Below are 25566 nucleotides of genomic sequence, written 5' to 3' on the forward strand. Positions count from 1 at the left end.
TCAATATTTTAAAGTTTTGCATAACAACCATAACATTCTTTCCCTAAATATCACTCAAATATTGTTTATTTTTGTGTTCCCTTGCTTCACTACAACAAAAGGTTTATTTGTATTTTCTGCAAAGGAAACACAATTCACGAATATATCCTAATTTTTCTGCTTAATATTTAAAGCTGCTTCCTCCTAAAAATTCACGCAACAAAGAAGTAGGCGGAATTTCTTTATCCTGTACCGGAACAAAATATTTGATAAACTTCAACAATCGGTAGGCTTCACAATATTCAGGACAGTTACGCGGAACACCCATCAGAATAGGCTCAGCGTGTAAACGAAGTACGGCAAACTCAAAAAGTAGCGCTGAATTAAACATGACATCAGCATTTTCCTGATAAGGGAATATCCATTTGTCTTCACCGGCACGTACACTAGGCCAGCGTGATATGGTTTCACGTGCAGAATATCCCCGATAATTAAAGTCGCGGATGATGCGACGCAACAAACGGTTGTCAGTAGTTGGAATCCAGTTATGGTCATCCAACGAAATAGTAGTCAATGCTGAAACATAAATCTTGAATTTCCGTTCGGCTGGTATATGCGGTGTCAGTTCCGGATTTAAGGCATGAATACCTTCCAGAATCAGAATTGTATTATCTTCTATTTTCAGTTTATCACCTTTATATTCCTTTTTGCCAAGAGAGAAATTAAAACGTGGTAATTCCACCTCCTCGCCACGAAGAAGCGCCTGCAGCTGTTGATTAAACAATTCCAGATCGAGCGCATAAAGTGATTCATAATCATAGTTTCCGTTTTCATCCAAAGGGGTTTCTTCACGGTCTACGAAATAATTATCCAAAGAGATCGGGAATGGCTTCAAGCCATTTGTCATCAGCTGAATAGAAAGCCGTTTGCTGAATGTTGTCTTTCCCGAAGAAGACGGGCCGGCAATCAATACCAGTTTTACCCGGTTACCGTTCTCGCCACGATGGAAGATAGTATCGGCTATCTGCGCTATCTTTTTCTCCTGCAATGCTTCCGCCACATTAATCAAGTCAGTGGCATGTCCTTCTTCACAGGCAAGATTAAAATCTCCGGCATTATTAAGCCCCATGATATAACTCCAATTCAGATATTCCTTAAAAACATCCAGCATCTTCTCCTGCTTCACAACTTCTTCGAGCATACTTGGGTTTTCACGACTCGGAATCCGGAGTAGCAACCCATCATAATACTTCACGATATCGAACAATTTAAGATATCCGGTGCTGGGAAGCAGATTACCATAATAATAATCAATTGTATCACCCAATGTATAATAATAGGTATAAAGAGAACCGGAAGTTTCAAGTAATCTCACTTTATCATTCATCCCCCGCTCGCTGAAAACCCGTACCGCTTCCGCCGTATGACATTCAATGCGGTGATAAGGAATATTTTCCGCAATGATCTCCTGCATCCGTTGCTTGATACGCGTCACATCTTCGAGTTCAATGGGGCGTCCAATCCGCAAATTGCAGAAATAACCTTTTGAAACAGGATGTTCCACAAACAATTTTCCCTCGGGAAAGAGTTCCGTGACAGCCTTAAACAAGACAAAACAAAGCGAACGGACATAAGTACGCATACCGGACTGATCTCTCACATCCAGAAACTCTACATCCTTATTATTATATACTCTGAAATTAAGTCCCTCGGAGCGATTATTGACCTTGGCACTCACTACTTGATAAGGAAAATTAAGATTAAAACCGTAATAAATATCCAAAAGTGAGCTTCCGATAGGGAATTCTTTGGAATTATTGTTATTTTTGCAACATATTTGTAACATCTGTTTCATCGAGTTCGTTAAAAGGTGAATAATTTGGGACTAATATACTTATAATCAGATTGAGAACAAATAACCATTAAAAATATTATAGATGGAATATTCTTTTTATGATTTTTTAAAGCTCATAGGCTCATTGGGACTCTTCCTCTACGGAATGAAAATCATGAGCGAGGGCTTACAAAAGGTCGCGGGTGATAGATTGCGAAGTATTCTAACGGCAATGACCACCAACCGGGTAACGGGAGTTCTAACAGGAGTGTTGATTACAGCCCTTATCCAGTCTTCTTCAGCAACGACGGTGATGGTCGTTAGTTTCGTGAATGCCGGGTTACTTACACTTGCCGAATCCATCAGCGTTATTATGGGTGCCAACATCGGTACTACTGTAACTGCTTGGATCATTTCAATTTTCGGATTTAAGGTCGATATGGCTGCTTTCGCTCTTCCCCTCTTAGCCATTGCCCTCCCGCTCATCTTTTCTGGAAAAAGCAACCGCAAGTCCATCGGTGAATTCATTTTTGGTTTTTCTTTCCTTTTCATGGGGCTCTCTTATCTGAAAGCAAACGCCCCCGACCTGAATGCCAATCCGGAAATGCTTGCCTTCGTACAGAACTACACGGATATGGGATTCTTTTCCATTATTCTGTTCTTGCTCATCGGTACAATATTGACCATGATTGTGCAAGCCTCTGCAGCTACCATGGCAATCACATTAATTATGTGTGCCAACGGCTGGATCAGCCTGGAACTGGGAGCAGCACTCGTATTGGGAGAAAACATCGGAACGACTATCACGGCCAATCTTGCCGCACTTACAGCCAACACACAGGCTAAGCGGGCAGCATTGGCCCATTTTGTTTTTAACGTGTTTGGGGTCATTTGGGTATTGATTGTCTTCCATCCTTTCATGGATCTAGTAAACTGGGTAGTAGACACCTTCTTTCAAAGCAGTAATCCAGAGGTTGCTATTTCCTACAAGCTATCTGCTTTCCACTCTATCTTCAATATCTGTAACGTATGTATCTTGATATGGGCTGTAAAACTGATTGAACGTACCGTATGCGCTTTAATCCACCCCAAAGAAGAGGACGAAGAACCTCGCCTGCGGTTTATCACTGGTGGTATGCTTTCCACTGCTGAACTTTCCATCCTTCAGGCACGTAAGGAAATCCATCTTTTCGCAGAACGTACCCACCGGATGTTTGGCATGGTGCAGGATCTGTTGCATACGGAAAAGGATGACGATTTCAATAAGCTGTTCAGCCGGATAGAGAAATATGAAAATATCAGCGACAATATGGAACTTGAAATAGCCAACTACCTGAATCAGGTATCCGAAGGCCGTTTGAGTTCTGAAAGTAAGTTACAGATACGCGCCATGTTGCGTGAAGTGACAGAAATTGAAAGTATTGGCGACAGCTGCTATAATCTGGCACGTACCATCAACCGGAAACGTCAGACTAATCAAGACTTTACCGAGAAACAATATGAGCATATTCATTTCATGATGAAGCTGACTAACGATGCACTTGCCCAAATGATTGTGGTAGTAGAAAAACCGGAGCATCAGAGCATTGACATCAACAAATCCTTCAACATTGAAAACGAAATTAATAATTATCGTAATCAACTGAAGAATCAGAATATTCTGGATGTGAACAACAAAGAATATGATTATCAGATGGGAGTTTACTACATGGATATTATCGCCGAGTGCGAGAAACTTGGCGACTACGTAGTGAATGTAGTAGAAGCCAGCAGTGATGTGAAAGAGAAAAGAGCTTCTTAACAGATAAAATAAAGAATAAAAAAGGAGAATCAGTAGTATCAATACATACCTGATTCTCCTTTTTATATCTAATAGTATCTTTTATAAAATCAATTATATACGTATGATTCAGCCAAACGCCAGAACAATGTAGATTCCGGAACAGTAGTTGTACGAAGCACTTTTGCAGTCCCGCCTTCTGAGGCCGGATTTATATTGGCAAAAATATTCCATCCCTTATTAAAAGAGCAGTTACTATAATAGTATGATTTGTCACTGCCTGTCAATGTAAAAGAACGGTCGGCATACTGATAACTCACCAATGTAGCTTTTCCGGCAGAAGACCCTTTACCCGACCAGTTGGAAATAGCAATTCGCCCCACCCTTTTATTTCCATTAAAAACAAAGAAATCTCCTAACGTCGCCACAAGAGCGTCCGCATCATCTGAGGTTCCGGTCCAGTAACCACCCATACCATTACGCCGGTCTACTGTCTGAAGCTTTTCCGAAGGAAAACTAGTGGGAAGTGTCATTACTATTTGCCCGTTCTCATAAGGAAAGCTAAGAGTCTCAATCACTTGCCAATCAACACCCGTCACTTTCACCTCAACCCGGTCAAATGTGAAGTCCGCAGGTATATTCTGTATATCTTTTACTACAAGCGTGCTATAATCCGGAACATCCAGAGCAGGAGGTTGCTCTTCATTCTCATCGTCGCTACAACCAGCCATCAAAAGGCTGAATATCAATAATACAAAGATTACAGGGTATGATAGATACCTTAGATCGGTTATGACGGTTGCTCTATTATACATAACTTCCGATTTTTGCATCAAAGATATCACATTTATAATCAGCAGAATAATTTCCAACCATAAAAATAAAAAATGACCGGGTATATATTTATACACCCAGTCATTCTCCTCTTAATAATTCTCTCTCTTGGTTTTATCCTTCGTACGGTTCAAAGTCTTCTTTTCCGACTCCACATAATGGACAAGTCCAATCATCAGGAATATCTTCAAATGCTGTTCCTGGTTCAATTCCACTTTCCGGATCTCCTTGTTCGGGGTCGTAAATATATTCACAGACCGTGCAAATGTACTTTTTCATAACGTTCGTATTTTTAATTGGTTTTCTAAATAATATAACACAAATAGCAAGATATTTGTTCAACACTATTTTTAAACTAAAGAAAAAAACTATCTTTGTAGTCATATTATCAAGCTAAAACAACAATATTATACTATGCTTATAGCACTATTGTCTACCTTAATAGTTTTATGCGCAGTCCTACTAATCAGTTTTTTATTGGAACGTAGGAAATGTCTGCGGATGCAACAACGATTGTTCCGTGAATCCAGAAAGTTGGAACGCACCAGCCATATTGCCGGCGCCATCTTGAAAAATGTGCATGCCTTTATCCTATTAATAGACAATGATTTCAAGGTACTGAAGACTAACTATTACCAAAAAACCGGAACCAGAAAAGGAACAGAAGAGAAAAGAGTGGGCGACTTGTTGCAATGTCGCAATGCATTGGCAGCCGAAGGAGGTTGCGGCACACATAGTTTCTGCGGCTCTTGCCCGATACGTACCGCCATACGACAAGCCTTCGAACAGAGACGAAACTTCACGGATCTTGAAGCCACTTTATCCATAGTTACATCTGATAATACTACCGTGGAATGTGATGCAGTAATATCCGGTTCTTACTTCCTTCTGAATGAAGAAGAGAACATGGTAATCACCGTACACGATGTTACCCGCCGAAAACAAGCTGAAAAGGAGTTACGGCTAGCCAAAGAAAAAGCAGAAAAAGCCGATATTTCAAAATCTGCCTTTTTAGCCAACATGAGCCATGAAATCCGTACCCCTCTCAATGCTATTACCGGATTTGCAGAGGTATTAGGCAGTGCAACTACAGAAGAGGAAAAGGCCCAATATCAAGAAATCATAAAAATGAATGCCGACCTCCTGATGCAACTGGTCAACGACATTCTCGATATGTCAAAAATCGAAGCCGGAACATTGGAATTTGTGCAGACAACAGTTGACTGTCAATCAGTTACTTTCAGATTTACAACAACTTTTTCAAATGAGAGTCGATGACGCCGGAGGAAATATACAAATTATAGCGGAATCATCCCGTTCTTCCTGCATGATTCAAACAGATCGGAACCGGGTGGCACAAGTGCTTTCAAACTTTGCCGGCAACGCCATTAAGTTCACCCATAAAGGTAGCATCCGCCTCGGCTATGAAACTAGAGATACCGAGCTTTACTTTTATGTCAAGGATACCGGAACCGGAATTCCAGCAGAGAAATTACCGGATGTATTCGAGCGTTTCGTGAAACTGAATAAAGATAAAAAAGGAGCCGGACTGGGACTTTCCATATCTCAAACTATTGTCGCCAAACTTGGCGGTCAAATCGGAGCGGATTCCGTAGAAGGTGAAGGCTCTACATTCTGGTTTACAATTCCTTATCGGTCATGTGGTAAACCACGCTAACAAATTCGACTTCATAAAAAGTTTTAATTAAACATTCTATCACAATTTTATGTTGTATTTTTGCGGTTCAAACTAAACGCATGTATCTGCATGAGTACAAATAAAAATGACTATTATCATTTAGGACTTACTGATGACGAAGTCCTACAAAGCAGGGAGAAAAATGGTATTAACCTGTTAACGCCCCCCAAGCGTCCTTCTCTCTGGAAACTTTATCTGGAAAAATTTGAAGACCCGGTTGTCCGTGTATTATTAGTAGCAGCCGCTTTCTCATTAATTATCTCCATCATCGAAAACGAATATGCCGAAACAATCGGAATCATAGCCGCTATCTTATTGGCTACCGGAATCGGTTTCTTCTTCGAATATGATGCCAGTAAGAAGTTCGATCTGCTGAATGCAGTCAATGAAGAAACTCTGGTAAAAGTGGTCCGAAACGGACGCGTACAGGAAATCCCTCGTAAAGACATAGTGGTAGGTGATATCGTCATTCTGGAAACAGGTGAAGAAATTCCCGCTGATGGAGAGTTGCTGGAAGCTATTTCTCTGCAAGTGAACGAATCCAATCTGACGGGAGAGCCTGTTATTAATAAAACTACTGTAGAAGCTGATTTTGATGAAGAAGCGACTTATGCCTCCAATCTGGTGATGCGTGGCACTACAGTGGTGGATGGACATGGTACCATGCGCGTGCTGCATGTGGGAGATGCTACTGAAATCGGAAAAGTAGCCCGGCAGAGTACAGAGGATAACCTCGAACCCACCCCGCTGAACATACAGCTCACCAAACTCGCAAATCTAATCGGAAAGATAGGTTTCACCGTTGCCGGTCTGGCTTTCCTTATTTTCTTCGTGAAGGATGTAGTGCTATATTTTGATTTCGGTTCGCTGAACGGATGGCATGAGTGGCTTCCGGTTTTCGAACGGACACTGAAATATTTTATGATGGCAGTTACGCTGATTGTAGTAGCTGTGCCTGAAGGATTGCCAATGAGTGTCACGCTTAGTCTGGCATTGAACATGCGTCGTATGCTTTCCACCAACAATCTGGTGCGGAAAATGCATGCTTGCGAAACAATGGGAGCCATCACCGTGATTTGTACGGATAAAACCGGTACACTGACTCAAAATCTGATGCAAGTGCACGAACCCAATTTCTATGGTATAAAAAATGGCAGTGACTTGTCTGATGACGATATTAGCGCACTTATCGCAGAAGGAATCAGCGCCAATTCAACAGCTTTCCTTGAAGAATCAACCAATGGAGAAAAACCCAAAGGCGTAGGAAATCCAACCGAAGTGGCTTTATTACTCTGGCTAAACAAACAGGGAAGAGATTACCTGCAACTCCGCGAACAAGCTCATGTTCTCGATCAACTCACCTTCTCTACCGAACGGAAATTCATGGCAACTCTTGTTGAATCTCCATTGATCGGCAAAAAAATACTTTATATAAAAGGAGCTCCTGAAATTGTTTTGGGTAAGTGTAAAGAAGTTGTTCTGGATGGACGGCAAGTGGATGCGGTAGAGTATCGTTCTACAGTGGAAGCACAACTGTTGAACTATCAGAATATGGCTATGCGTACACTTGGATTTGCATTCAAGATTGTCGGAGAAAATGAACCGAACGATTGCACGGAACTAGTTTCAGCCAACGACCTCAATTTCTTGGGAGTAGTTGCCATCTCCGACCCGATTCGTCCGGATGTACCTGCTGCGGTTGCAAAATGTCAGTCTGCAGGTATCGGCATCAAGATCGTGACCGGTGACACTCCGGGAACTGCCACAGAAATCGCACGCCAGATAGGTCTTTGGAACCCTGAAACTGATACGGAACGAAATCGAATCACCGGTGTCGCATTTGCCGAATTGAGCGATGAAGAAGCACTGGACAGAGTGATGGACTTAAAAATCATGTCCCGCGCCCGTCCGACAGACAAACAACGTCTGGTACAACTGCTTCAACAAAAAGGAGCAGTGGTAGCTGTAACCGGAGACGGAACGAATGACGCTCCGGCTTTGAATCATGCCCAAGTAGGTTTATCGATGGGTACAGGTACTTCTGTAGCCAAAGAGGCTAGTGATATTACATTGCTCGACGACTCTTTCAACAGTATCGGAACCGCTGTTATGTGGGGACGTTCACTGTATAAGAATATCCAGCGTTTCATCGTTTTCCAGCTAACGATTAACTTTGTGGCATTGCTTATCGTTCTGCTAGGCTCCGTAATCGGTACGGAACTTCCGCTGACTGTAACACAAATGTTATGGGTGAACCTGATTATGGATACTTTTGCCGCTTTGGCTCTTGCCTCTATTCCACCCAGCGAAACGGTGATGCTTGAGAAACCTCGTCGCAGTACCGATTTTATTATCAGTAAGGCAATGCGGTCTAATATAATAGGTGTGGGCTCTATCTTCCTCATCGTATTGCTCGGAATGATTTATTATTTCGACCACAGTACGCAAGGAATGAATGTACACAACCTGACTATTTTCTTCACCTTCTTTGTCATGCTGCAATTCTGGAATCTGTTCAATGCCCGTGTATTCGGTACTACCGATTCGGCATTCAAGGGACTTTCCAAATCGTATGGGATGGAGCTTATTGTACTGGCTATTCTTGCCGGACAATTCCTCATCGTACAATTCGGTGGAGCCGTATTCCGCACGGAACCGCTCGACTGGCAAACCTGGCTTCTTATTATAGGCGTTTCGTCCACGGTGTTATGGGTTGGAGAACTTGTTCGCCTTGTTCAACGTATTATTCACAAAAAAGACAGAAATGAAAAGTAAAGGAATAAAAAACCTTCTTATTGATTTGGGTGGTGTACTTATCAATCTCGACCGCCAACGTTGCATTGAGCACTTTCAGAAGTTAGGGCTCCAAAACGTGGATGCATTGCTGGATATCCAGAACCAGGACGGACTCCTGATGCAACAGGAAAAAGGATTGATAACACCTGCCGAATTCCGTGACGGAGTTCGTAAAATGATAGGCAAAGCAGTTAGCGACAAACAAATAGATGCAGCCTGGAATAGTTTCCTGGTAGATATACCCACACAAAAACTGGATTTATTATTAAAATTACGTGAGAAATATGTCGTCTATTTATTGAGCAATACCAACCAAATTCATTGGGAATGGACATGTGCTCATTTGTTTCCTTACCGCACCTTTAAGGTGGAAGATTATTTTGAAAAAACGTACCTCTCTTTTGAAATGAAAATGGCCAAGCCCGAACCGGAGATATTCAAGGCAATCATAGAGGATGCCGGTATCGAGCCGAAAGAAACGCTTTTTATTGATGACTCTGAAATGAACTGTAAGACAGCCCAAAATTTAGGAATTTCTACCTATACAGCGAAAGTAGGCGAAGACTGGAGCCATCTTTTCAACCTCAAATAATTTTAGAGATATGCAGATTATACGTGACACATCGGCAATTACCCCGGAACCCTGCGTAGCTACCATCGGTTTCTTTGATGGAGTACATGCAGGACATCGCTATCTGATTCAGCAAGTGAAAGAGATAGCCGCCGCCAAAGGTCTACGCTCTGCATTGGTTACTTTTCCCGTTCATCCCCGAAAAGTGATGAATGTGGAGTATCATCCGGAACTTCTGACTACCCCCGAAGAAAAAATAAGTCTGCTTGCAGACATCGGGGTAGACTACTGCCTGATGCTTGATTTCACTCCGGAAATTTCCCGGCTCACTGCCCGGGAGTTTATGACACAGTTGCTAAAAGAGCGTTATCAGGTAAAATACCTGGTTATCGGCTATGACCATCGTTTCGGACATAACCGCAGCGAAGGTTTCGAGGATTATGTACGTTATGGAAAAGAAATTGGCATAGAAGTAATTCGCGCCAAAGCGTATACCAGCAATATAGAAATAGGGAACGAACCCAACATTCCGGTGAGCTCTTCCCTGATCCGCAAACTTCTTCATGAAGGAGAAGTTAGCCTGGCCGCCCATTGTCTGAAATATGAATATTTCCTTGACGGGATCGTAGTAGGCGGCTATCAGGTAGGCAGAAAGATAGGTTTCCCAACGGCCAATTTACGGGTGGATGATCCCGATAAACTGATTCCTGCCGATGGCGTATATGCCGTATGGGTAACATTTGACGGGAAAACGTATATGGGGATGCTGAATATAGGTGTCCGCCCGACGATTGACAATGGTCCGAACCGGACGATTGAGGTGAATATCCTCCACTTCCATTCTGACATATATGATAAATTCATCCGGCTTACTTTTGTTAAACGGACACGTCCCGAACTGAAATTCTCCAGTATCGACGAGTTAATAACACAGCTCCATAAGGATGCTGAAGAGACAGAAACAATTCTTAAAAAATAGATTCTTATGCAAAAGTCATTTATGAGCATCTCTTTGGTGGTAATAGCTATATCCATGTTAGCTATGTTTATCTATAGTTTCTTTACCACTAAATAAAAAACCATGAAAACGGCTATCAAATTAGTATTAATAGACCTTCTCATTGCACAGATTGTCGCCCCTATCCTGATTATGATTCCCTGTACGATCTATTTGTTCGTCACCACGGGAAATCTGGATAAAGTCACTCTGACGCAAATGATTATGATCCCGGCACAACTAGCCGGACAGATTATGATGGGTATTTATCTATGGAAAGCCGGTTATATCAGTAAAAAGAAGACAACATGGTCACCCGTATCAGCTCCATTCCTAATTTGTAGCGGACTAGCTATTCTCACCGGTGGTTTTCTGGTATCCGCACTGATGGGACTGCTAGACTGGATACCCAACATCATGGAGCAATCTTTCGACATTCTCCAATCCGGTTGGGGCGGTATTCTTGCAATAGCTATCATCGGTCCTGTACTTGAAGAACTGTTGTTCCGCGGAGCCATTACCAAAGCTTTGCTGCAACAATACAACCCGACGAAAGGCATCCTCATTTCAGCACTTCTATTCGGTGTCTTTCACATCAATCCGGCCCAGATACTTCCGGCATTTCTGATTGGTATCCTGCTGGCATGGACATACTATAAAACCGGCAGTCTGATTCCCTGTATACTCATGCATATATTGAATAACTCCTTAGCAGTATATCTTAGTATCAAATACCCCGAAGCAGAAAATATGGACGACCTGATTAACGGTACCCCGTATCTCATCGTCCTATTCGGGTCAATCCTCCTGTTTATCGGTATCATACTGACCATGAACCACCTGACTTCCCAAAAGCAGCAATAAAAAAGGGAAGTTTTTACTTCCCCTCTTTCGCTTTGAATGCTAATGCATACATTCGTATTTGTTTTACCATCGACAGCAAACCGTTGCTACGCGTTGGCGATAGATGCTCTTTCAGTCCGATCTTGTCTATAAAATAAAGATCTGCATTTAAGATTTCATCAGGAGTATGTCCGGAAAAGACTTTAATCAACAAGGCAATAATCCCCTTTACAATCAAAGCATCGCTTTCTGCTTTAAAAACGATTTTACCATCCACATCATCCGCTTGAAGCCATACCCTGCTCTGGCATCCTTCAATCAGATTTTGTTCCGTCTTATATTTTTCTTCAAGTGGTTCCTGCTCATTCCCCAGATCAATAAGTAATTGATAACGGTCCATCCAATCGTCGAAGTCACTGAATTCCGCAATCACTTCATCTTGTAGTTCATTAATTGACATTATAGTAATTATTTAATTAGACAATATACCAATGTGCGAATAGCAGATGCCGTATTTAAAACCGGCATATCAATCTATCAACACCTTATTATATTATTTCTCAATTCTATTATTTCTCATTATAAATCACTTCCAATACCGTCTGACCGACTGCTTTCAACGTATTCTTATCAATATGTTCCATATTGTCATTGACAGTATGCCATGTCGGGGTAAAATCACCTTCCTGATTGTAGGGAATGATATCGATCGTTTTAATACGTGCCAGACGATTTATGAACAGATGGTCGTCTGTTACAAATCCTCCGTTTCCATCCATGAAAGTCTTTCCGTAACCCGCTTTCTTTGCCGCTTTCCAAACCTTCTTATTTATGTCCGGAGCAAATTCTTCCGAATACCCTTCTTTCATAAACACACTGCCTTCACCTCCTACCATATCGAGCAGGATACCAAAACGTGCATTATATCCTTGTACATGAGGATTACGTGCCCAATACTGCGATCCCAGACACCAGAATTCCTCCTTATGCTTTCCTGTATAAAACTGTGGCGCACCATAGTCCTCTGCATCCAACAGAATGATATCAATCCCCAATTCCGGTTGTTGCTGATTGACCAGACGAGCTATTTCGAGCAAAGCTCCTACCCCACTGGCACCATCATTTGCACCCAGAATCGGAGTTTTATGGTTCTTCTCGTCAGGATCGTTATCAGCCCATGGGCGTGTATCCCAATGTGCAAACAAAGCGATTCTCTTTTTACTTTCCGGCTTATAAGAACCGATAATGTTTCTCGCTTTCAACAGCGTACCGTCATAAGCAATCAAATCAGCATATTGATTAGTCACTTGAGCACCGAAAGCCTCTAATTGACTGGCAAGGTAATTGCCACAGGCAACATGTTCTTTAGTGTTAGGAACACGAGGTCCGAAATCTACCTGATTCTTTACATACAAATAAGCACTATCCGCATCAAACTGAGGTACATTCACAACTGTCTTTTCGTCTTGTTCACTCGTACTATTTGCCTTGTTACCTCCACCGCAAGAGAATGCTGATAATAACAAAAAGGCACTCATTAATACTATCATAGTTTTCTTTTTCATCGTCCTTTTATCTATTAAAGCCTCAAAATTAGTCATTTTCACCACAGCATCGTTCAGATGGAATGGATTATTAACATATAAACTTTAGTTCCACATTTTTCTTTCCCACCACAAGCTCTACTTTTGCACCGTTGATAAGCGGGAGATTATGAGTCACATGCCCCACCGGGAAATTGAAACAGACGGGATAATCATACTCTTTTACTAAATCTGCCAAAGTAGCATACAGTTCCTTGCCCAACGAACAGTCTTCTTCATATTCTGTAAATTGACCGATAATCAATCCGGACAGTTTTTCTAACACGCCCCCCAGTTTCAAATTATACATCATACGTTCGATGGCATGCGGACGTTCGCTAACATCTTCAATAAACAGTATAGTGCCTTCCGCCGGAATATCATAAGGAGTGCCACGCAAACCGTAGGCTACCGCCATGTTACCGCCATGCAAAACGCCTTGTGCCGTCCCCTGCTTGTTCAGTTTATGCTTCTCGCACATGTAAGAAGGAATATTTCCCAATAGAATATCCTTCAGATAGTTCGCACAAAGATCGTCTTCCGGTTCCACCGTAAGATGACGTGCCATCAATGAATGAAGGGAAGCATATCCATTTTTCTGAAACAGATTGTGCAAAGCGGTTATATCGCTAAAGCCCAGTAACCATTTCGGATGTTCACAAAAGGCCGTAAAATCAATTTTATCGATCAAATGTACCGCCCCGTACCCTCCACGGCTGCAAAGAATAGCCTTCACTTTAGGGTCGTCCATCGCATCCTGCAAATCTTTCAGCCGCTGCTTGATTGTCCCGGCATATCTTCCGGATGAACTTCCGGCATGCTTTCCTATAGCCACTTTCAAGCCCCATGATTCCATCCGTTTCTTGGCTCCTTTTAGGAATTGTTGGTCTATCTTACTCGAAGGTGATACAATAACCACTTTATCACCTTTCTGCAAAAAGGGAGGAAATTGAATATCCATATATGTTCTTATTTTATTGACTTTCGTTGATAAAAACGCACCCAGTCCACTTCCATTTCTACCGGAAGATCCTCGGGAGAGACTGCTCCCACCCACGAACCTCCCAACTGCATATCAATCAGCAGATAAAAGGGCTGAGTAAAAGGGAATTGTCCTTCTTCTTTCGTTTGTATGCGGGGGTAAGTAAACGTATGTACATCATTGACATAAAATGAAAGACTGTCCGGATACATTTCGACTGCAAAAATATTGTAGCGGTCAGGGTGAATCACTCCCGTAGAATGTGATACCGGATGATCCTTGATCCCCAGCGTATAAGTGTAATGGGAATGAACTGTCTGATAAGCAATAGAATCGTTATTCAAACGTTCCATGATATCAATCTCACCGCCGGATGGCCATGCCGCTCCTTCAGGCAACATCCAGATGGCAGGCCATGCTCCTCCCGCCGCATTCAACTTGGCACAAATCTCAATACGCCCGTTCGTAAAAGCCTTTTTGCCTTTTGTATACACACCGCCTGTCAAATAAGGGGCAGTGTCATTGCGTTGGGTATGATTGGCAATACCTCTCAACACCAGTTTGCCTTTACGCATGGCATAGCAGGAATCAAAGTCTGTCATATAGTTATTCCAGTCTGACTTACCTCGTGGAATCTTGCTCCAGACCTGTGAATCGAAACTCTTTTTCTGATTAAAGTTCTCTTCCCAGATCAAAGACCAACCGGAAGACGTCTTGCTGCTTTTACAGGAAACAAGCGTCCAACAAAGGAGAATTAAGCTAAGAAATAATAGATTTTTAAACTGTTTCATGGTGCTTTTATTTTATTGGGGGATTTATTTGCAAAAATACAGGAAAAAACGGTTCCATGCACATCCAACAGCCAAAACAAATAAAATATAGCAAAATGTTACATAATGGATGTAATTTTTCGGGTTATAATCATTATTTTTCCAATCATTTTTCTGATATTTGCTAAAAATCTAACGTTATGGAACCTATTCTAAATTTTGCCCAGTTAACGGCTCATCTTAAAAAACTAAACCATAGAAAACGAATTGCCGTGGTCTGTGCGAACGATCCTAACACTGAATATGCCATCTCCCGTGCTTTGGAAGAAGGGATTGCAGAATTTCTGATGATTGGAGATTCTACCATTCTGAAGAAATATCCCACGCTCAAACAATATCCTGAATACGTAAAAACCATCCACATAGAAAATCCGGATGAAGCGGCGCGCGAAGCTGTCCGCATTGTGCGTGAAGGAGGAGCGGATATTTTGATGAAAGGGATTATCAATACGGACAACTTACTGCATGCCATACTCGACAAAGAAAAAGGTTTGTTACCGAAAGGGAAAATCCTCACGCATCTGGCAGTAATGGAAATTCCTACTTACCATAAACTGCTTTTCTTCTCGGATGCCGCCGTCATTCCGCGTCCTACTTTACAGCAACGTATAGAAATGATTTGGTATGCTATCTGCACCTGCCGTCACTTTGGTATCGAACAACCGCGTGTCGCATTGATTCACTGCACAGAAAAAGTGAGTGCCAAGTTCCCTCATTCACTAGATTATGTGAATATCGTAGAACTTGCCGAAGCGGGAGAATTCGGAAATGTGATTATTGACGGCCCGCTGGATGTACGTACTGCCTGCGAACAAGCAAGTGGTGATATTAAAGGGATTGTATCTCCTATCAACGGACAGGCAGATGTCTTGATATTCCCGAACATTGAATCGGGTAATGCATTCTACAAATCCGTCTCTTTGTTTGCACAGGCAGAAATGGCAGGATTGCTGCAAGGTCCTATTTGCCCTGTAGTACTTCCATCGCGTAGTGATTCCGGCTTGTCCAAATATTACAGCATTGCAATGGCATGCTTACAAGTGTCAGGAGATTGCAAATGCAGAAAACAAGTCAGCCAAGTCACCGGCTCATCATTCTAAATTCACCACTAAAAGCCTACTATTCATGAAAATTCTGGTTATCAATCCCGGTTCTACTTCTACTAAAATAGCAGTTTACGAAAATGAAACTCCGCTGTTTGTCAGTAATATAAAACATTCTGTAGAAGAACTATCCGCTTTTCCCGAGGTGATAGACCAGTTTGAATTCCGGAAAAACCTGGTGTTACAAGAATTGGAAAACAATAAGATACCTTTTTCTTTTGATGCAATCATCGGACGCGGCGGTTTAGTGAAACCGATACCGGGCGGAGTGTATGAGGTAAATGAGGCCATGAAACGTGATACAGTGCATGCTATGCGTACCCATGCTTGTAACTTAGGAGGATTGATTGCCAGCGAACTGGCCTCCACATTACCCGACTGTCCGGCTTTCATTGCTGATCCGGGAGTGGTGGATGAACTGGAAGATATAGCACGCATTACAGGTTCTCCCTTAATGCCGAAGATCACCATCTGGCATGCATTAAACCAGAAAGCAATCGCCCGCCGCTTTGCCAAAGAGCAGGGAACCCAATACGAAAATCTGGATTTAATTATCTGCCATCTGGGAGGTGGCATCTCTGTCGCAGTCCATCACCACGGACGAGCCATTGACGCCAACAATGCATTGGACGGTGAAGGTCCTTTCTCACCGGAACGTGCCGGTACACTTCCCGCCGGTCAACTGATCGACCTATGTTTTAGCGGTCAACTCACCAAAGACGAATTGAAAAAACGTATCTCCGGACGCGCCGGACTGACCGCCCATCTAGGTACAACCGATGTTCCCGCCATTATACAATCTATCGAAGAAGGAGATAAAAAAGCGGAACTGATACTGGATGCCATGATTTACAATGTTGCAAAAGCGATAGGAGCCAGTGCCACCGTACTTTGTGGGAAGATAGATGCCATCCTTCTGACAGGAGGTATCGCCTATTCGGACTATGTGATTTCAAGACTGAAAAAAAGAATCTCTTTCCTGGCTCCCATCTATGTTTATCCCGGAGAGAATGAAATGGAGTCGTTAGCATTTAATGCCATAGGAGCACTAAAGGGGGAATTGCCGATACAAATCTATAAATAGGCGGGCGCACAAAAAGGCTATTCAGTTACCAATCACCAAGCAATCTGATAGTTTCTGTTTCTAATTGGAAACGGCTAACTGTACAGCATCATTCACAATGCCTGCTAATATAAAGTCTTGAGCACATAAATGGTTCGACCAAAAAGAACACTAATACAAATAATAACAGTAAGGTATATTTGTCTATTTCACATAGATAGTTGAATAACATAGTAAAAAAGTACTTTTGCGATAGTTTCTTTAGCGGGGTTAATAAAAAAAGCGCCTATTAGCCATCGCATTAACCACGATTTTAACCACGACCTTAACCACGAAGCTATACCTTTGCCATGTCTCAACCCGTTGGAACATTCAACATTGGCAACACATGAAAACGCTGTGATTACTTCGCAAGCTATAAACTCAAAAAGAAAATTATGAAGAAATGTTGGTTATTATTTTTAGTGCTTAGCTGCACGCTTCTTGCCCAGTCCAAAGACTGGACACAATACGTTAATCCGTTAATGGGAACACAATCATCTTTTGAATTATCAACAGGTAACACCTACCCTGCCATTGCCCGCCCTTGGGGAATGAATTTCTGGACGCCACAGACCGGAAAAATGGGAGACGGATGGCAATATGTCTATACAGCCAATAAAATCCGTGGATTCAAACAAACTCATCAGCCCAGCCCATGGATAAACGATTACGGACAGTTCTCCATTATGCCGATGGTGGGTAAACCTGAATTCGACGAAGAAAAGCGGGCTAGCTGGTTCGGACACAAAGGAGAAGAAGCAACTCCTTATTACTACAAGGTGTATCTGGCCGAATACGATATTGTCACGGAGATGTCTCCGACCAAACGTGCTGTTCTCTTCCGGTTCACTTTCCCGGAAAACGCACATTCGTATATCGCAGTCGATGCATTTGACAAAGGTTCTTTTATTCAGATTATCCCAGAAGAAAACAAAATTATCGGTTATAGTACACGCAATAGCGGAGGAGTTCCCGAAAACTTCAAGAACTATTTTATTATTCAATTCAATAAGCCTTTCACCTATAAAGCCACTGTAAATAATGGAAATATTCAAGAAAATGCAACCGAACAGACAACTGACCATGCAGGAGCCATTATAGGTTTTAAAACTCAACGTGGAGAACAAGTACATGCACGCATCGCCTCTTACTTTATCAGCTTCGAACAGGCTGCAAGAAATATGAAAGAATTAGGAAATGACAATCTGGAGCAGATAAAACAAAAGGGACAGAAAGCATGGAACCAAGTACTGGGAAAAATCGAAGTGGAAGGAGGAAACCTCGATCAATACCGCACTTTCTACTCCTGCTTATACCGTTCGTTACTTTTCCCCCGAAAATTCTACGAACTGGACGAAGCCGGAAAACCTGTTCATTACAGCCCTTATAACGGGCAAGTTCTACCGGGATATATGTTTACCGACACCGGATTTTGGGATACCTTCCGGTGTCTTTTCCCATTACTGAATCTGATGTATCCGTCGATGAATAAAGAAATGCAGGAAGGGCTCATCAATACCTACAAAGAAAGCGGATTCTTCCCCGAATGGGCCAGCCCCGGACACAGAGACTGCATGATAGGAAATAATTCGGCTTCCGTACTGGCAGATGCTTATTTAAAAGGTATTAAAGTAGAAGATGTGAAAACTTTGTACGAAGGGTTAATACACGGAACAAAGAACGTACATCCCACCGTATCTTCCACAGGAAGACGCGGATACGAATATTATAATAAGTTAGGCTATGTCCCTTATGACGTAAAAATCAATGAAAACACAGCCAGAACTTTGGAATATGCCTACAATGACTGGTGTATCTATCAATTAGCCAAAGAATTAAAGCGACCGGAAAAAGAAATACAGCTCTTTGCCAAACGGGCGATGAACTATAAGAATGTATTCGATAAAGACTCCAAGCTCATGCGAGGAAAAAATGAAGATGGAACATTCCAATCTCCATTCTCACCATTGAAATGGGGAGATGCATTTACCGAAGGAAACAGCTGGCACTACTCATGGTCTGTATTCCACGATCCACAAGGATTAATTGACTTAATGGGAGGAAAAGATATGTTTATCACTATGCTGGATTCTGTATTTTCCGTACCTCCTGTCTTTGATGAGAGTTATTACGGGCAGGTTATTCATGAGATTCGTGAAATGACAATCATGAATATGGGGAATTACGCGCATGGCAACCAACCAATCCAACACATGATCTACCTATACAACTATGCCGGTCAACCCTGGAAAGCGCAGTATTGGCTACGCCAGGTCATGGATAGAATGTACACACCGGGCCCTGACGGATATTGTGGAGATGAAGATAATGGGCAGACTTCGGCATGGTATGTTTTCTCCGCATTAGGTTTTTACCCCGTATGTCCGGGAACCGACGAATACGTCGTTGGAGCTCCTCTTTTTAAAAAAGCAACCTTACATCTTGAAAACGGTAACAGCCTCATCATCCGTGCAACCGATAACAACAAGAAGAATATGTATATTCAAACAATGAATCTGAACGGCACAGAATATAAAAAGAACTATCTACGCCATGAAGACTTATTAAAAGGAGGAAACATTAACTTCCAAATGGGAAGCCAGCCCAATTTAAACAGAGGAACGGAAGAGGAAAGCTTTCCTTACTCCTTCTCTAAAGTCCTAAAAAAGATTCGTTAAATTCATAAAAAACAAGAGACTGTTTAACTAAGTCTCATGTTGATAAGTTTGCCTCTATTATGGGAATCCATAGCAGAGGCAAATTTTATTCTTCAAGACTTATTAGGGATATTCATTAAAAGGAAAAAGTGATCTCCTTATTCATCAACGTTTCAAAAATCAGAAAAAGATAGAGGAGCCACACACCTTATAGCAACATGTATGCTACTTGTCTCTTAAGAAAGAGTTACCTCCTCCAATAAAGCAAGCTCCCAACTACGCCAAACAATAGTAATTAACTTCAACTCACCTTTCGCCCTGGCTTCTGCCACTAGTTCGTCTTCACTATAACGAAGCAACTGACCACGTGCCTCATCGGCAAGGATACGTATTTCTTTTTCCGAAGCACCGGCTTTTGCATATTTCACCTCAAGCAGATAGGTGAAAGGAGGCAGTACAGGAACCGACGGACTAGGTTTGAAGAAGAAATCTGCAAAACCCTTATTCAATTCGTATTCCGGATAGAGCTGATAATAACGATACATTCCTAAATAGGCAAGCAAGAAGCCTTTAATGTGCGCTTCACCTTCAATATATTCACGGATACGACTTTGCTCACGAACAGCATTGGCGATAAAATCGAACAAAGGTTTCCAGTCTCCCCTGAAAGCCATATTCTCAAATAAAGCACTCATCCTGTTCATGTCAATTTTAAAGATATCATGCTTGATGTAGCCTTGTATCAAGAAATTAAACAGTTGTTCTCTTACAACCAAATTCGGTACATGTAAAATGGGTCTTCCCACCATGTCCACACCTTTGATGGAAAGAAGTCCGAAATAGAATAATAAAGACTTGAAATTACTGGGGTCCGTCATCTCCAATGCAGAGAAATGAGTAACGATGTCAGTAGTGATTTCTCCTTGCTCGGCTATTTCCTTTATAACGGAAAAATTCTCTCCCAACCCGTGATCTAGCTTTATCAAGTATGCCAACTTGTTAAAGTCAGTGCGAATATTGGGATCTACGATTTCTTCAGGCTTTTCCCCATGCAAAACAAAAGACTTCATAAAATAAAGTACCATATCAGAATTAAACATACAGTCCACCAATCTACTTCTACTAAAGCAATAATTGTCATAATTAGGTTTCATCATGACAACAGTTTCATCTACAGATTGCATCAACACTCCTTGTTCTTTATAATAAGTCAGCATTTCACGCAATTCTTTCTCACTAAAACCAACTAAATCATTAAACCAAGGATCAGTCGTTATATTGGTTCCGATGTTAAAGCCACTAGTCACATCATCCATCGTCACCGGACTCACTCCGGTAATAAACAACCGTTCAAGAGCGGCTCCGGTTCCGGTAGTGGCAGATTTTATCACGTTAAAGAAGCCACGAATAAAACCTTCGCCATGCGTTGCTTTCCTATAAAATTCCGTACCGTAAGTCGAAAGAATGGTATTGGTGAAATTATCATATTCATCAATGAGTAAATAAATACGAATATTTTTCTTACGGGTAGCATAGGAATTAATCGCAGACAGAAAAGCACCGGGTTCTTCTTGTATTTTCTCATCAAGAACATCCCAAATTTCTTTTCCTAACAAATCTTCATACTTAAAGACAAAATCTTTAAGTTTGCTACAACAATGCAGCTTAAACGATAGTTCTACTTCATTGACATTGGAACTCACTTCCGAAAAATTAAATCGCATGATGAGAAACTGATTGTGGAGCTTCGTCGGATGCCGACCTATGTATAGCTGACCAAACAACTCGTCAAACTGTTCAGCATGATTTACGTCATAATAGGCCTCTAACATAGCCAAAGTCAGACTCTTCCCAAATCTACGGGGACGTATCAGAAACAGATAAGGCGGTTGCATCTCTATTTTTTCAATGAACATTGTCTTATCTACATAATAATAATTCTCTTTCTGAATTCGGCTAAAATCAGTTATTCCGTAAGGTATTTGTTTCATCATATTGCGATTCCTTTCAATTTATCTGTCTCTTATTTCTGCAGACTTTTTTCAATATTCTGCAAACGGCGTTCTAATGCTGCATACTTTTCATCCTTTTCTTTTAAAAGACGCTCGTAGAGTTCAGTGATTTTGTCGATAGGATTGAAGTTGTTAACTCGACTATCATTAATACTATCTTCGGTATCAGACTTAACTATACCCATGCTGATGTTTGCCCCACCTGCACTTTGTTCTGAATTATTCACCGTATTATTTTCAAACACCACCGTCTGTGCATCCTCCTCCAAAGTCTTGAGATAATCGAAAGGGACATTCAATGCACGTGCAAAACGTTGCAACATCTCATCATCAATCACTTTCATCTTCTCATATTTAGAAACAGCAGGTTGTGAGAGATGTACTAATTCACTCAAACCCTCCTGGTTCATATCCTTTTCAATACGGGTACGACGTATATTGCGTCCGTGATGGACTCTCCCAATTGTCAATTCTTCTGTTTCCATTTTTATTTTCTTTCTTTTTAAAATCCAACAAATATACAAATGAAAAGTTTCGCTCGAAGCAAATATACGAAAAAAACGAATAGATGTGATAATATGGATAAAAGGAATATTACAACCTGACAAATAGAATAAAATGAATACTTCAAACAGCGCATAATGTGTTAAATTATCACGAACTTTACCGCACGAAAGGGCAACAAAACAAAAGAGCAAGTGAAGATGAAAAGAATATTGACAAGCAAAGAATACAGGTTCATAAAAGGGCTCAAAGAATTGATGACTAAATACAATGCAGTGATCTCTACAGATGCACAAGGAAAAATTGAGATTGTTGTGAATGAAGACGACGAATCATTTGATTTTGAAACAGAAAGCACGATCTATTTAGGAGAATGTTTTTCGGATGATGAGCTAAATGAATTACTGGAAAAGAACTTAGCACACATAATACGAATAAAAGAGGAGTATAAAACAAACTTGTAAACGGATTTATATAATTGAAAAATCATTAATCCAAATTTCTATATAAACACCCCACCAGATTTCTTTAGAACCAACGGCCTCTTCCTTTTAAAGGAAGGGGTCGTTCCTTTAAAAGGAGTGAAGCTTTGGTTTTAAAGCAAGAAAAACGACCTTATTAACTGGTATATTTGCCTGTATCATAAACTTTTTAAATAAAAAAGCTCTTTCAAAGAAATTTTTCTCATATCTTTGCGACGTGTTAAGTTAATAAATTGATTAAGGTCGATTTTTGACTGTTTCGAATCGGGAAGTATGGGGGTACTTTCCGATTCTTTTTTGGGGAGGATATAATAAGGTGTCTTTCATCTTTTTAAAGGTTTTAATAAACTGAATAAATCTAATATATACTAACTCTATATATAAAACAGTTCAGCTCCGGATGATACTAATAAGAAATCTTATTTTTTAAGATATACAGAAATCATCTCCTGTAAAACCTAGTTTTAGGCGGAAACCTCATTCTTGTTTCATAAACGAACTATTTCACCACAGAGGACACGGAGGACATAGAGTTTTCAGAGTTCTAGTTTAGAGATAATTATAGCCTCTGCGTCCTCTGTGGTGAAAAGGCTAAAAGAAGTATGCTGATAGAAAAAAAGAAGGCTGTTTCAAAATTAAATTTGAAACAGCCTTCATTATATATAGAAGCTATCGCTTTCTTACTTCTTTTCCGGTCTTGGCAACAAAACCTTTCTTGAAAGTTTGAATTTGCCAGTTTTCGGATCGATATCAATCAGTTTTACCTCGATTTCATCACCTTCTTTGATTCCGGCTTCTTCTACTGTTTCCAGACGTTTCCAGTCAATTTCGGAGATGTGCAGCAAACCATCCTTGCCCGGCAAGAATTCGATAAATGCACCATAAGGCATAATAGAACGAACTTTACCTTTATAAACTTCGCCTACTTCAGGAACAGCAACGATTGCTTTAATCATGCGCATTGCATCATCAATACATTTCTTGTTTGTTCCGGAAACTTCGATGCGTCCCATACCATCAATTTCTTCGATAGTAATCACAGCACCAGTTTCTTCCTGCATACCTTGGATGATCTTTCCACCAGGGCCGATCACAGCACCGATGAATTCTTTAGGAATTGTCATCGTTTCGATACGTGGAGCATGTTCTTTCAGGTCGGCACGTGGTTCAGCAATTGTTTCAGTAATCTTATTAAGGATATGCATACGTCCTTCTTTAGCCTGGTTCAAAGCACGTTCCAGAATGTCATAAGACAGACCGTCTACCTTGATATCCATCTGTGTAGCAGTGATACCGTCTTTTGTTCCGGTCACCTTGAAGTCCATATCTCCCAAGTGGTCTTCGTCACCCAGGATATCAGACAATACAGCATATTTTTCTTCGCCCGGATTCTTAATCAATCCCATAGCGATACCCGATACCGGTTTCTTGATCTTCACACCTGCATCCATCAATGCCAATGTGCCGGCACATACGGTAGCCATAGAAGAAGAACCGTTAGATTCGAGGATATCTGAAACCACACGTACTACATACGGATAGTCAGCAGGAATCTGTCCTTTCAAAGCACGCCAAGCCAAGTGACCGTGACCGATTTCACGACGACCTACACCACGTTGTGCTTTTGCTTCGCCTGTAGAGAAAGGAGGGAAGTTATAGTGTAACAAGAAACGTTCTTTTCCGTGTTCCAAAACATCGTCGATAATCTTCTCATCCAGTTTTGTACCCAGAGTAACAGAAGTCAATGACTGTGTTTCACCACGAGTAAAGATAGCAGATCCGTGAGGGCCAGGCAGAGGACCTACTTCACACCAGATCGGGCGGATTTCGGTAGTCTTACGACCATCCAGACGCTTACCTTCGTCAAGGATAGAACGGCGCATGGCCTCTTTTTCTACATCGTGGTAGTAACGATCGATCAATGCAGCCTTTTCGTCCAATTCTTCTTCAGAGAATTGAGCTTTGAATTCTTCGCGGATCGCTTCGAAAGCAGCAAAACGTTCGTGTTTGTTATTGTTTCCGGAAGCAGCAACTGCGTAAGCCTTGTCGTAACATGCTTCGCGAACAGCCTTGCGCAAGTCTTCGTCGTTTACTTCGTGGTTGTATTCACGTTTTACAGTTTTTCCAACCTCTTCAGTCAACTCCATCTGCGCTTTGCAATGAATCTTGATAGCTTCGTGAGCCACTTTCATTGCTTCCAGCAATTCAGCTTCAGATACTTCATGCATTTCACCTTCTACCATCATGATGTTCTCATAAGTAGCGGCTACCATCAAGTCCATGTCAGCTTTTTCCAGTTGTTCAAAAGTAGGATTGATAACGAACTGACCGTCGATACGTGCTACACGCACTTCAGAGATCGGTCCGTTGAAAGGAATATCTGAAACGGCAAGTGCTGCAGAAGCGGCAAGTCCTGCCAATGCATCCGGCATATCCACACCATCAGCAGAAAAGAGGATGATGTTCACATATACCTCTGCGTGATAATTATCGGGGAATAAAGGACGGAGAGCACGGTCGACAAGACGGCAAGTGAGAATCTCATAATCAGAAGCTCTACCTTCTCGCTTGGTGAAACCACCGGGAAAACGGCCGAATGCCGCAAATTTTTCTTTGTACTCTACCTGTAAAGGCATAAAATCTGTTCCGGGAACTGCATCTTTAGCGGCACAAACAGTAGCTAACAACATGGTGTTTCCCATGCGGAGCATTACAGAACCGTCTGCCTGTTTTGCCAACTTTCCCGTCTCGAGCGTGATGGTTCTTCCATCAGGTAACTCGATTGTCTTAACAATTGGGTTAATCATAAAAATTGTTTTATCTATACTTTTTCTTTCAAAATTCCTGCAAAGATATACATTTATCGTGGTAATTAGGTGGAAATGAGGTAAAAAGTTAGTGGCGAACTGATTTTTTTTCAAAATTAGGATGAAGAACACAGCAAAATGCTTTGACTAATCTCGAAAAGAAGTATA

General features: G+C 41.4%; 19 protein-coding genes and 1 pseudogene. 10 read left to right on the top strand and 10 right to left on the bottom strand.

The window, feature by feature from the left end; translation table 11 throughout:
* Window positions 1-160: 160 nt before the first annotated feature.
* Window positions 161-1834, bottom strand: a complete 1674-nt coding sequence (locus tag N5O98_RS06135) for a nucleoside kinase (RefSeq protein ID WP_004296239.1) — start codon at window positions 1832-1834, stop codon at window positions 161-163.
* 82 nt (window positions 1835-1916) lie between these two features.
* On the opposite strand from N5O98_RS06135, the gene N5O98_RS06140 reads away from it, so the two are divergent.
* Window positions 1917-3614, top strand: coding sequence for a Na/Pi cotransporter family protein (locus N5O98_RS06140; RefSeq protein WP_004296240.1), 1698 nt, complete (start codon window positions 1917-1919; stop codon window positions 3612-3614).
* An 89-nt stretch (window positions 3615-3703) separates the two neighbouring features.
* Here the strand turns inward: N5O98_RS06140 and N5O98_RS06145 are convergent, their stop codons facing one another.
* Window positions 3704-4426 (bottom strand): hypothetical protein, encoded by a 723-nt coding sequence (locus tag N5O98_RS06145; protein ID WP_022200092.1) that lies wholly within the window; start codon window positions 4424-4426, stop codon window positions 3704-3706.
* A 115-nt stretch (window positions 4427-4541) separates the two neighbouring features.
* Entirely contained in the window at window positions 4542-4706 is a 165-nt protein-coding gene (gene rd / locus N5O98_RS06150) for a rubredoxin (RefSeq protein WP_004306971.1), read from the bottom strand.
* Window positions 4707-4928: 222 nt separating this feature from the next.
* Between rd and N5O98_RS06155 the strand changes: the two are divergent.
* The 5 genes and pseudogenes from N5O98_RS06155 (at window position 4929) to N5O98_RS06175 (ending at window position 11354) form a co-directional block, all read left to right on the top strand.
* Window positions 4929-6105: pseudogene (locus N5O98_RS06155) on the top strand (sensor histidine kinase).
* A gap of 90 nt (window positions 6106-6195) precedes the next feature.
* The gene (locus N5O98_RS06160) at window positions 6196-8901 is read left to right on the top strand and encodes a calcium-translocating P-type ATPase, PMCA-type (RefSeq protein ID WP_004311947.1); all 2706 of its coding nucleotides are present in this window, start codon (window positions 6196-6198) and stop codon (window positions 8899-8901) included.
* Window positions 8891-9514 carry an HAD family hydrolase gene (locus N5O98_RS06165; protein WP_004296245.1) on the top strand — a complete coding sequence of 208 codons (624 nt, stop codon included), beginning with the start codon at window positions 8891-8893 and terminating at the stop codon, window positions 9512-9514. Before N5O98_RS06160 ends, N5O98_RS06165 begins: the two co-directional genes overlap by 11 nt.
* A 10-nt stretch (window positions 9515-9524) precedes the next feature.
* Entirely contained in the window at window positions 9525-10472 is a 948-nt protein-coding gene (locus N5O98_RS06170) for a bifunctional riboflavin kinase/FAD synthetase (RefSeq protein WP_004311946.1), read from the top strand.
* Between the two features lie 102 nt (window positions 10473-10574).
* Window positions 10575-11354: a CPBP family intramembrane glutamic endopeptidase gene (locus tag N5O98_RS06175; protein WP_004311945.1), complete on the top strand. Its 780-nt coding sequence runs from the start codon at window positions 10575-10577 to the stop codon at window positions 11352-11354.
* A 13-nt stretch (window positions 11355-11367) separates the two neighbouring features.
* On the opposite strand, the gene N5O98_RS06180 is transcribed toward N5O98_RS06175, so the two are convergent.
* The 4 genes from N5O98_RS06180 to N5O98_RS06195 form a co-directional block, all read right to left on the bottom strand.
* Window positions 11368-11793, bottom strand: coding sequence for a SufE family protein (locus N5O98_RS06180; protein WP_004296248.1), 426 nt, complete (start codon window positions 11791-11793; stop codon window positions 11368-11370).
* A gap of 109 nt (window positions 11794-11902) precedes the next feature.
* A complete protein-coding gene (locus N5O98_RS06185; RefSeq protein WP_004311944.1) occupies window positions 11903-12898 on the bottom strand; it encodes a M20 family metallopeptidase in 996 nt (331 codons plus the stop codon).
* A gap of 70 nt (window positions 12899-12968) precedes the next feature.
* Window positions 12969-13877 (bottom strand): S66 peptidase family protein, encoded by a 909-nt coding sequence (locus N5O98_RS06190; protein WP_004311943.1) that lies wholly within the window; start codon window positions 13875-13877, stop codon window positions 12969-12971.
* An 8-nt stretch (window positions 13878-13885) separates the two neighbouring features.
* Entirely contained in the window at window positions 13886-14689 is an 804-nt protein-coding gene (locus N5O98_RS06195) for a glycoside hydrolase family 16 protein (protein ID WP_004311942.1), read from the bottom strand.
* Between the two features lie 179 nt (window positions 14690-14868).
* Here N5O98_RS06195 and N5O98_RS06200 point away from each other — a divergent pair, with 179 nt between their 5' ends.
* The 3 genes from N5O98_RS06200 (at window position 14869) to N5O98_RS06210 (ending at window position 19614) form a co-directional block, all read left to right on the top strand.
* On the top strand, window positions 14869-15828 hold the full coding sequence (locus N5O98_RS06200) for a phosphate acyltransferase (RefSeq protein ID WP_004296252.1): 960 nt from the start codon (window positions 14869-14871) through the stop codon (window positions 15826-15828).
* Between the two features lie 25 nt (window positions 15829-15853).
* Complete coding sequence (gene buk / locus N5O98_RS06205) at window positions 15854-16915, top strand: butyrate kinase (RefSeq protein ID WP_004306947.1); 1062 nt, start codon at window positions 15854-15856, stop codon at window positions 16913-16915.
* 416 nt (window positions 16916-17331) lie between these two features.
* The gene (locus N5O98_RS06210) at window positions 17332-19614 is read left to right on the top strand and encodes a GH92 family glycosyl hydrolase (protein WP_022200093.1); all 2283 of its coding nucleotides are present in this window, start codon (window positions 17332-17334) and stop codon (window positions 19612-19614) included.
* 215 nt (window positions 19615-19829) lie between these two features.
* Here the strand turns inward: N5O98_RS06210 and N5O98_RS06215 are convergent, their stop codons facing one another.
* A complete protein-coding gene (locus N5O98_RS06215) occupies window positions 19830-21587 on the bottom strand; it encodes an ATP-binding protein (RefSeq protein WP_022200094.1) in 1758 nt (585 codons plus the stop codon).
* A gap of 29 nt (window positions 21588-21616) precedes the next feature.
* Window positions 21617-22090, bottom strand: a complete 474-nt coding sequence (locus N5O98_RS06220; protein ID WP_004296256.1) for a helix-turn-helix domain-containing protein — start codon at window positions 22088-22090, stop codon at window positions 21617-21619.
* 219 nt (window positions 22091-22309) lie between these two features.
* Here N5O98_RS06220 and N5O98_RS06225 point away from each other — a divergent pair, with 219 nt between their 5' ends.
* A complete protein-coding gene (locus N5O98_RS06225) occupies window positions 22310-22573 on the top strand; it encodes a hypothetical protein (protein ID WP_008644935.1) in 264 nt (87 codons plus the stop codon).
* A 698-nt stretch (window positions 22574-23271) separates the two neighbouring features.
* On the opposite strand, the gene pnp is transcribed toward N5O98_RS06225, so the two are convergent.
* Complete coding sequence (gene pnp / locus N5O98_RS06230) at window positions 23272-25398, bottom strand: polyribonucleotide nucleotidyltransferase (RefSeq protein WP_004311937.1); 2127 nt, start codon at window positions 25396-25398, stop codon at window positions 23272-23274.
* Window positions 25399-25566 lie beyond the last annotated feature (168 nt).

This window comes from Bacteroides sp. LFL-34, assembly GCF_027257075.1.
Lineage (GTDB): Bacteria > Bacteroidota > Bacteroidia > Bacteroidales > Bacteroidaceae > Bacteroides > Bacteroides ovatus.

Bases quoted from the DNA above. Each gene is read 5' to 3' on its own strand.
- N5O98_RS06145 (WP_022200092.1), bottom strand. From the start codon at position 4,426: ATGCAAAAATCGGAAGTTATGTATAATAGAGCAACCGTCATAACCGAT.
- N5O98_RS06165 (WP_004296245.1), top strand. From the start codon at position 8,891: ATGAAAAGTAAAGGAATAAAAAACCTTCTTATTGATTTGGGTGGTGTA.
- N5O98_RS06225 (WP_008644935.1), top strand. From the start codon at position 22,310: ATGAAAAGAATATTGACAAGCAAAGAATACAGGTTCATAAAAGGGCTC.
- N5O98_RS06210 (WP_022200093.1), top strand. From the start codon at position 17,332: ATGAAGAAATGTTGGTTATTATTTTTAGTGCTTAGCTGCACGCTTCTT.
- N5O98_RS06175 (WP_004311945.1), top strand. From the start codon at position 10,575: ATGAAAACGGCTATCAAATTAGTATTAATAGACCTTCTCATTGCACAG.
- N5O98_RS06190 (WP_004311943.1), bottom strand. From the start codon at position 13,877: ATGGATATTCAATTTCCTCCCTTTTTGCAGAAAGGTGATAAAGTGGTT.
- N5O98_RS06180 (WP_004296248.1), bottom strand. From the start codon at position 11,793: ATGTCAATTAATGAACTACAAGATGAAGTGATTGCGGAATTCAGTGAC.
- N5O98_RS06140 (WP_004296240.1), top strand. From the start codon at position 1,917: ATGGAATATTCTTTTTATGATTTTTTAAAGCTCATAGGCTCATTGGGA.
- rd (WP_004306971.1), bottom strand. From the start codon at position 4,706: ATGAAAAAGTACATTTGCACGGTCTGTGAATATATTTACGACCCCGAA.
- N5O98_RS06185 (WP_004311944.1), bottom strand. From the start codon at position 12,898: ATGAAAAAGAAAACTATGATAGTATTAATGAGTGCCTTTTTGTTATTA.
- N5O98_RS06160 (WP_004311947.1), top strand. From the start codon at position 6,196: ATGAGTACAAATAAAAATGACTATTATCATTTAGGACTTACTGATGAC.
- buk (WP_004306947.1), top strand. From the start codon at position 15,854: ATGAAAATTCTGGTTATCAATCCCGGTTCTACTTCTACTAAAATAGCA.
- N5O98_RS06220 (WP_004296256.1), bottom strand. From the start codon at position 22,090: ATGGAAACAGAAGAATTGACAATTGGGAGAGTCCATCACGGACGCAAT.
- N5O98_RS06200 (WP_004296252.1), top strand. From the start codon at position 14,869: ATGGAACCTATTCTAAATTTTGCCCAGTTAACGGCTCATCTTAAAAAA.
- N5O98_RS06195 (WP_004311942.1), bottom strand. From the start codon at position 14,689: ATGAAACAGTTTAAAAATCTATTATTTCTTAGCTTAATTCTCCTTTGT.
- N5O98_RS06170 (WP_004311946.1), top strand. From the start codon at position 9,525: ATGCAGATTATACGTGACACATCGGCAATTACCCCGGAACCCTGCGTA.
- pnp (WP_004311937.1), bottom strand. From the start codon at position 25,398: ATGATTAACCCAATTGTTAAGACAATCGAGTTACCTGATGGAAGAACC.
- N5O98_RS06135 (WP_004296239.1), bottom strand. From the start codon at position 1,834: ATGAAACAGATGTTACAAATATGTTGCAAAAATAACAATAATTCCAAA.
- N5O98_RS06215 (WP_022200094.1), bottom strand. From the start codon at position 21,587: ATGATGAAACAAATACCTTACGGAATAACTGATTTTAGCCGAATTCAG.